We start from the raw sequence: 418 nt of genomic DNA, 5'->3' as shown, positions 1-418 counted from the left end.
GTTCTTGTCCTTCGCGCTCGCGCCAGCACCAACGGCCACGGCGCCCTCGCCAATGCTCTGTGCCTTTACCTTTTGCAAGCTTCCCTTCGCATCCGTCATACCACCGATCACCACGCTCTCATTACCACTACTTTCACTGCTCTCGCCCACGGCTACGCTTCCGTTACCCGTGGCCGACGCAAAATTGCCCAATGCGGTTGCGTTCTTGGCAGCTGACGTGAAGGCTCCCACCGCGGTCGCCAGCTTACCGTTGCTCCGCGAGTAACTGCCGAGTGCCACGCTATATTGGCCCACTGCATCGGCATTCATACCTAATGCGGCCGCCCTCTCGTCGGCTTTCGCGCGGTACCCCACCGCGGTCGAATCGGTACCCTTGCTCACTGCGAAGCTGCCTAGTGCCGTGCTGGAATCGAATACG

Annotated in this window: 1 pseudogene; it reads right to left on the bottom strand. The window is 60.5% G+C overall.

Annotated elements, in window-relative coordinates:
• Window positions 1–418, bottom strand: a pseudogene (locus LG367_RS18465) (hypothetical protein); the annotation flags it as partial.

It is taken from the genome of Luteimonas panaciterrae (genome assembly GCF_020511115.1).
GTDB classification, from domain to species: Bacteria; Pseudomonadota; Gammaproteobacteria; order Xanthomonadales; family Xanthomonadaceae; genus Luteimonas; species Luteimonas panaciterrae.
The sequence above is the reverse complement of the archived record's forward strand: the minus strand, read 5'-3'. Positions and strand labels throughout refer to the sequence as shown.